This is a genomic window from Gemmatimonadota bacterium (genome assembly GCA_009838845.1).
GTDB lineage: Bacteria > Latescibacterota > UBA2968 > UBA2968 > UBA2968 > VXRD01.
On sequence record VXRD01000008.1, the window covers coordinates 1 to 7,006 of the forward strand.

The following is a 7,006-nucleotide window of genomic DNA, read 5'->3' on the forward strand; positions in this document are numbered from 1 at the left end:
CTTCTCTATTCTGCGGCTGCGTATTATGTTTAAAACATACAGTATTTATACCTTAACGGGTATTTCGGGATGGGGGCAAGGGGCGGGATCGCTTGGGGAGTCGGATATTCAGCGGCATGTGATGGGGAAGGATCCGTTCGATTGCGAAGTGATCTGGAACGCGCTGAACAATTCGGGGAGTTTGAGGAATGTGGGCGCGACCAGCGGCGTGGATATTGCGTTGTGGGATATTATGGGCAAGGCGCTTGATGTGCCGATTTATCGCCTTTTGGGGGGTGCATTTCGGGACCGTATCCCGTGCTATGCCAGCGGGTTGTTCAGGAAGGACAGGCCGGATAATACACAGGCTTTGATGGATGAGGCCAGGGGATATGTAGATCGAGGTTTTCCCGCGATGAAGATGAAGGTTGGATTGGGGAAGGCTTACGATGAGCAGAATGTGGCTGCTGTGCGGAGAGCGATTGGCGATGATATTCTTTTGTGCGTGGATGCAAATTTGGCTTATGATGTGGGTACGGCGATTGAGGTGGGGCGCAGGATGGAGGCTTACGATCTGTTCTGGTATGAAGAACCGACTTCGAGGGATGATGTGGCCGGATATGTAGAAATTAAAAGAGCGCTCGGGATGCGGATTGCGGGATGCGAGGGTTCGCAGGGTCGCTGGGCATTTCGGGAGTTTATCCAGCGGCGGGCGGTGGATATTGTGCAGCCGGATATTGCGATTGTCGGCGGGTTTACAGAGGCGAGAAAGGTTGTGGCAATGGCCAGTGCCAATTATATTCCGGTTGTGCCGCATATGTGGGGGGCAGTCGTTGGCCTTGCCGCTACCCTGCACTGGCAGGCGTCGATGCCAGATGCGTTCGATACGATGAATCCAGTTCCTTCTTTTTTTGAGTGTGATATGACAGAAAATGGGCTTCGAACAGCGTTGTCCAAAGAGCCTATTTTGCCCGTGGATGGTTTTCTCGCGGTTCCCCAGGGTCCCGGGCTGGGGATTGAGATTGACCGGGATGTTCTTGAAAAATATTCGGTTTGACGCGACGTCTTTTTCTAAGGAGCGATGCGATGGACGAGATACTGAGATGTTTTGATGAGAACGGGTATGCCGTGGTGGAGGGGGCGCTTTCACCCGAGGAGGTGGCGGCGATTAACGATGGGATTGACGCCGATGTGGCCGCGAACCCGAAGGAATGGGAGCCTGGACCGCGTCCGGGGCACGTAGCAGTAGGCTGCAGGGCGCCGGAGTTAATGCACAGGACAGAGGCGCTGGATGGCCTGGTTCACCATCCGTCGGTTGCGCCACTGGTGCATCGCATTCTCGGAGCGGGTGTTCAGTTTAGCAGTCTGAGTTTTTTGCGGCGCGAGGTGTGTGCCGCCGATCCGCCAGAGGATATTGACGGCGGCGATCCGCTCTGTCTCTCGCGGCAGTGGCACCGGGAATACAACGGTATTGTGGAGGGTGCTGATAAGAATGCGTTTTTTGCCCCGGCGATACAGGTGATTTACTATCTGGACGATGTGGATGCCGGGTCCCACTGTACGAGTCTTATTCCAGAGAGTGCCGAGACCAAGCGTCAATTGCCCAAGACGCGGGATGGCAAAAGCGGATGGGGCGAGGGTGCTTTGCGGATTGCCGATAGTGAGACGGCGTATGTGGATCCGGATAAGCCGATCTGGACAGATTCTTTTGGTCGCACAAATCCCCGACGGATCGGTCGGGTCGATGTTCACGCGCCAGCAGGGTCTGCTGTGATGTTCAATATTGCCAGTTATCACTGCGGGACTGTCCGGCAGACGCAGCGGATTCGGCGCACGGCGCATTTGATGTATCGGCAGCCAGATCCGATATTCTCGCGGCACGCACTGGGTCCCGATTGGGAGAGTGTGGCGGCGTTTAGAGCCGCACTGCCAAAGCGACCAGCGATTGGATGAAGTGAATAGAGGCTAATTGTTATGTGTGTTGTAGGGGACGGTCCCCGTGCCCCCGTATAGAGTCACTACGGGGCAGGCTCCCGTCTGTCATCGCGGCATGATGTTGAGCCGCGATCCAGGAGGTTTTTGCCGACTGCTAACCGCTAATTGGCATTTAGAAATAAGATCCGAAAAGAGACGCGGAGCCTGAAGGCTTTATAGCTGTGAGACTTTGTTTGCTCTGAGGTTTGATGCTCAATGGTCTGGTGCTTTGCCGGACGTTATGAGCGTCACCCCTCAAGAGGATGGCTTTTACAGATGCCACAGTCTGGGCTATGCTCCGTCACCGAAGCAGTCGCACTTGCTCCCCTGTCTCCTTTCGGATTGATGATTACTACTCGTCCTGAAAGGCTACGATAGCTTCAAAAGATACTGCCCGTAGCTTTCTGTTTAACGCCCGAAAAGCCAATCGCACACTTTCAAGGTCCTGGACGCTGTCGGGATATGACAATTCGTTGGGTTCTACAATGTCGCGGTCTTCTTTGTAGATTACCCGCTGGTATGCTGCATCCACGACTTGCGTGTGTAGCTCGCCGATTTGTACATTCAAGCCTTTTCGCAATTCCAGCGCCTCGTTGAGATTGATGGTGTCGCCATCGTGTTCCATCTGGTGCTGAAAATTGGTCTGCTGAATGGCACTGTTGAGCTTGCGCCGTTTGTATTCCAGCGCTTTGATCTGATCGCGTACTTTAGTGATGTCGAACCCGGGACTGGGGCGATATTGCCCCTTTTCATCGCGATCAAAAAGTGATCGATTGCGATTCTGCCTGGTTTCTGAGAGGCAATCTTTCAGGGTTTTAATTCTGGCATCGTATTCAGCCCTGAGTTCCAGAGCTTCATAGAGGTAGAGTTTGTTGCTTTCGTCTGGCATGTTTTCTCCTTCCTTTCTCCTCCCGTCATTTATGCATTTATGCATACGCTTTGGTACAGTATCGACTCTGACAAAGCCAAAAAGATAAAAGATTCAAAGAATGTGAAATTTTTTTAGGGAACAGAATATGAAACAACCTAATGTAGTGTTTATCGACTGTCACGATCTGGGCGATTGGCTCGGTTGTTATGACCGGCCTGATGTATCGACGCCAAATCTGGATCGGTTGGCTTTTCAGGGTGCCCGGTTTTCGCAATTTATCGCGACGGCACCCATTTGTATTCCCAGTCGCGTTGGCTTGTATTGCAGCCAGATGCCGCATATGATCGGTGTGTGGGGACAATTTCCCTATGCGGATGATGCTGTGTGCATGGCGCGTTATTTTCAGGATGCGGGCTACGAGACGGTGCTGAGCAACCGGTTGATGATTTTGAATGATCCATCCTGGGCGGGTTTTTCGCGTGTGATAGAGGGGAAGGCTGGTGTGGAAGTTTTGGCAGAGCGTTTTTTGCGAGAAGAAGCACCGTCTATTGAGTGTCCCTTTTTTTTGCAGGTCTCTTTCTCGGAGGTACATAGACCTTTTGGTCTGGATTACGATCCAGATCTTGCAGAGAGGATGGTTGTGCCTCCGGATCTGCCCGATTGTTCGGAGGTGCGTAAAGATCTCGCGACATTGTGTCGGCAGATTGGGGCGTTGGATAAAAAAGTGGGGCGGATTTTGAATGCACTTGATGAAAGTGGGATGGCGGATGAGACAGTTGTGGTGTTTACTACCGAACACGGTGTGGCGACTGCGCGGGCAAAACACACGCTTTACGATGCGGGTATCCGAACGACTTTGCTTGTGAGATACCCGTCTGAGATTGTCGCTGGTGCTGTGTACGGTGATTTGATTAGCAACCTGGATCTGTTGCCTACGTTGATGGAGTTGTGCGGCCTGGAGAAACCGGATGGTATTCTGGGTCGGAGTTTTCGGGGGTTGTTTTCCGGTAAGGGTTGGGCTGGCCGGTCTGTGGTGTTTAGCGAGCAGACCTGGGGGCGGCGTTCTGGGAACTGGTATTACACGCCGATGCGGTGTGTTCGGTCGGATCAGTTCAAGCTGATTCGCAATTTTGCGCGGGTGCCAAATTATGTCGATAATGGGTGGGTGAATCGTTTTCAGAATAGGCGAGAGGTTGTTCAGGCGCTTTTTTCAAGACCGGCACCGGATCGGGAGCTTTACAGTTTGGCAGACGATCCGTATGAGTTGAATAATGTTGCAGATGATCCGCGTTTTTCAAAGGTTCGCGATGATTTGGAGGGGCAATTAACCGCGTTTCTCGAGGAGACAGAGGATCCTATTTTGATGGGGTTTGTACCGAATAGAGAAGGTCATCCCGATGTTCCGCAGTGGATTAAACAGTCAGACGGGACGTTTCTTCTGGAGGCGGATCGGGAGATTTATCACTCAGAGCAGCCTTTTGATTAAAGGAGTTGTGACATGAATCTGGAATCCTACTGCGCAGGGGAGCCACTTGAGGTTGGTACGGAAACCGTATTGCTGATCGACAATGCCACGGTGGAAGACCTCTGGGGGGTAAGTCGTGTGCTGAATGTGCCGATTAAGGATCCGCACAACCCCGTGCTTATGCCCGACAGGCCGTGGGAAGATTCGGTGGGTCAGCAAAATGTGATTTACGACGATGAAGCTGGCGTGTTCCGCATGTGGTATGCCGGGACCGATTGGAACGCGTGGATGCACCAGTTCCGCTTCAAAGACTGGCAGGCGGAGCGGGATGGGTATCCCTATTTTGTCTGCTATGCCGAGAGCCTGGACGGGGTGCACTGGGACAAGCCGATGCTGGAGGGCAAGCCATACGGACAATATGAGAAGACCAATGTGGTGGTCACGGGACAGCAAAAGGCCCAGGGGGTGCGCGTGATGTGGAACCCCCTCGGTGGCGTGCAGCAGAGCCGTTTTCTGATGACTTACAAGGACAATCTGGCCGAGGGCTATGGATGTCTGTGTCTGGCTTATTCGGATGATGGGATTCACTGGCGGGAGGATCCGTCAAACCCGGCTTTCATCGGTCTGCGAGACACATGGCAAAACATGGTGTTCGACCCTGTTCGGGAGCGCTGGCTGATGTTCGGGCGGCCCGTGTGTACCGCTGGCGTTGGGGATGTGCCGGGTGGACCGACGGAGCACAATTTCAAGCGCCGGACAGCGGTGATGGTCGGGAAGACGCCGTATGATTTTGGCCAGCCCCGGGTGGTGATGTGGCCGGAAGAAGTAGATGATCCAGATATCGACCACATGGTGGTTTCTCGGGTAGGCAGCCATTTCATCGGTTTTGTCGGAATGATGGGGCCGCCGCCGCACATGGCATTCCATCTGCATCTGGCGTTTAGCAGCGATGGCCTGCACTGGAATATGTTGCCCGACCGGTCTGTATATCTTCCCCATGGCGGATCCGACGCCTTCGACTCGGGTTCTACCTCGGGGGCCGGAGGCATTGTGAGCATGGGAAATACGGATTTTATCTACTATCGCGGATCCCGCCACGGCCAGGCACAGGGCAACAGGAACAATGTCTCGGGCATCGGCCGGGCGCAATTCCTCCAGGATCGATTCGTCGCGCAGATGGGTGCGCACACGGGTGGCTTCCTGCTCACTCGCGAAATGGTTGTTGCCGCACCGGAACTGATCGTCAATACGACCGTGGCCGACGGTTATAACAGCGATCCGGCCACGGCGATCGTTCCGCCCGAATTCGCTGTCGAGGTGCTGCGTTTCGGTGAGAGCGGTGCCCCGAGTCCCGTGCCCGGGTTCACCCTTGCCGATTGCACCACACAGGCTGTTGATCTTGTCGAGCACAAAGTGACGTGGAAAAACAAGCAGGATATGGCCGAACTCGTGGGCATGCCTGTGTTCCTCCGCTTCTACCTCAAGAACGTGGGTCTCTATTCGCTGCGGTTTCGCGATGGAGGATCTGGGTGACTACTCCCAACGCTAAAGCTCTCTGCGAGTGGGCTTCTTGGCGGTCAATCCGCCTGACGTTGTAGCCCCAACGTCAATATGTTTATCGCAGCATTGTGGTCTCTGTCCGTCTTATAGCCACACACCTTGCAATGATGCACACGCTGAGACAATGCTTTCTTTTCTCTATGTCCACATGCAGAGCAATCTTGTGACGTATAGTCAGGATCAACGGCCTTGAATCCAATACCAGCTTCTTCCGCTTTGTATTCGAGACAGTGCCGAAACAGGGACCATGCTACGTCTGCTATTGATTTAGCCAATCGTCTATTCTTTTCCATATCTTTAACGTCCAGTTTCTCTACGGCTATGAATCCGTGACGATTGACCATTTTTCTTGATTCTTGATGAGCAAAGTTATGTCGCTTGTTACGGATACGCTCATGCACTCTACCAATGACTTTACGACGCTTTTCTCTTGTGGGGTCAGTCTTGGGTCTTTGTTTCACTGCGTCCCATTTGCGCTGTGCTTTGGCAAGAGACTTTTCCTCTTTGCGAAAGAATCTCTGATTCTCTATTTTCTGTCCGTCACTGGTCACAGCAAAGGAATTGAGACCCACGTCAATGCCAACAGCAGAGTTAGTGTTTAGTTTCTTATCTTTTTCGCCAATATCGCAAGAGATAGATACAAACCATTTGCCTGTTGCTGTGCGTGTGATTGTGCAAGACTTAGGGATACCCTCAAGTGACCTGTGCTGGACAATGCGAATGCAACCAATACTGCCCAATCGCAAGCCCTTGTCGTCCAATCGACATCCATTGGCAAACTGAGGATAGGTGATAGAATCATATCTTCCCTGACTCTTGTATCTGGGAAAGCCAGCTTTTTCGCCAGTTTCTGCTTTCTTTTTGAGTCTGCGAAAGAAACCTTTGAATGCCAAATCTACTCTCTGTGATACTTGTTGCAATACTTGACTATATACTTGCTTGAATGCAGCGTGTTGCTGTTTTAGCAATGGTACTGTTTTAGTCTGGTCATATTGAGAGAGAGACTTATTCTCATTTTTCCATGCTTGTATTCTCGCACAGAGTAGTTGATTATAGAGAATACGGCATTCGTCAATATGCGCCAACAAGATTTGTTCTTGCTTTTTGGTTGGGCGCAATCTGTATTTAAATGATTTAACCATAATAAAAATATATAC

6 protein-coding genes are annotated in these 7,006 nt (G+C 52.1%); 4 read left to right on the forward strand and 2 right to left on the reverse strand.

The features are described from left to right. Positions 1-25 precede the first annotated feature (25 nt). Both F4Y39_01030 and F4Y39_01035 read left to right on the forward strand, forming a co-directional pair. Complete coding sequence (locus tag F4Y39_01030; GenBank protein MYC12287.1) at positions 26-1,036, forward strand: mandelate racemase/muconate lactonizing enzyme family protein; 1,011 nt, start codon at positions 26-28, stop codon at positions 1,034-1,036. 29 nt (positions 1,037-1,065) lie between these two features. Then, the gene (locus F4Y39_01035; protein ID MYC12288.1) at positions 1,066-1,932 is read left to right on the forward strand and encodes a phytanoyl-CoA dioxygenase family protein; all 867 of its coding nucleotides are present in this window, start codon (positions 1,066-1,068) and stop codon (positions 1,930-1,932) included. Positions 1,933-2,305: 373 nt separating this feature from the next. On the opposite strand, the gene F4Y39_01040 is transcribed toward F4Y39_01035, so the two are convergent. Next, positions 2,306-2,842 carry a hypothetical protein gene (locus tag F4Y39_01040; GenBank protein MYC12289.1) on the reverse strand — a complete coding sequence of 179 codons (537 nt, stop codon included), beginning with the start codon at positions 2,840-2,842 and terminating at the stop codon, positions 2,306-2,308. A gap of 127 nt (positions 2,843-2,969) precedes the next feature. Between F4Y39_01040 and F4Y39_01045 the strand changes: the two genes are divergently transcribed. Together F4Y39_01045 and F4Y39_01050 are read left to right on the forward strand one after the other, a co-directional pair. Continuing rightward, positions 2,970-4,310: a sulfatase gene (locus F4Y39_01045; GenBank protein MYC12290.1), complete on the forward strand. Its 1,341-nt coding sequence runs from the start codon at positions 2,970-2,972 to the stop codon at positions 4,308-4,310. A 12-nt stretch (positions 4,311-4,322) separates the two neighbouring features. Continuing rightward, entirely contained in the window at positions 4,323-5,822 is a 1,500-nt protein-coding gene (locus F4Y39_01050) for a hypothetical protein (GenBank protein MYC12291.1), read from the forward strand. Positions 5,823-5,866: 44 nt separating this feature from the next. Here F4Y39_01050 and F4Y39_01055 read toward each other — a convergent pair whose 3' ends face one another. Beyond that, the gene (locus F4Y39_01055; GenBank protein MYC12292.1) at positions 5,867-6,991 is read right to left on the reverse strand and encodes an IS200/IS605 family element transposase accessory protein TnpB; all 1,125 of its coding nucleotides are present in this window, start codon (positions 6,989-6,991) and stop codon (positions 5,867-5,869) included. Positions 6,992-7,006: the final 15 nt, after the last annotated feature.

Bases quoted from the DNA above. Each gene is read 5' to 3' on its own strand.
- F4Y39_01030 (MYC12287.1), top strand. From the start codon at position 26: ATGTTTAAAACATACAGTATTTATACCTTAACGGGTATTTCGGGATGG.
- F4Y39_01035 (MYC12288.1), top strand. From the start codon at position 1,066: ATGGACGAGATACTGAGATGTTTTGATGAGAACGGGTATGCCGTGGTG.
- F4Y39_01040 (MYC12289.1), bottom strand. From the start codon at position 2,842: ATGCCAGACGAAAGCAACAAACTCTACCTCTATGAAGCTCTGGAACTC.
- F4Y39_01045 (MYC12290.1), top strand. From the start codon at position 2,970: ATGAAACAACCTAATGTAGTGTTTATCGACTGTCACGATCTGGGCGAT.
- F4Y39_01050 (MYC12291.1), top strand. From the start codon at position 4,323: ATGAATCTGGAATCCTACTGCGCAGGGGAGCCACTTGAGGTTGGTACG.
- F4Y39_01055 (MYC12292.1), bottom strand. From the start codon at position 6,991: ATGGTTAAATCATTTAAATACAGATTGCGCCCAACCAAAAAGCAAGAA.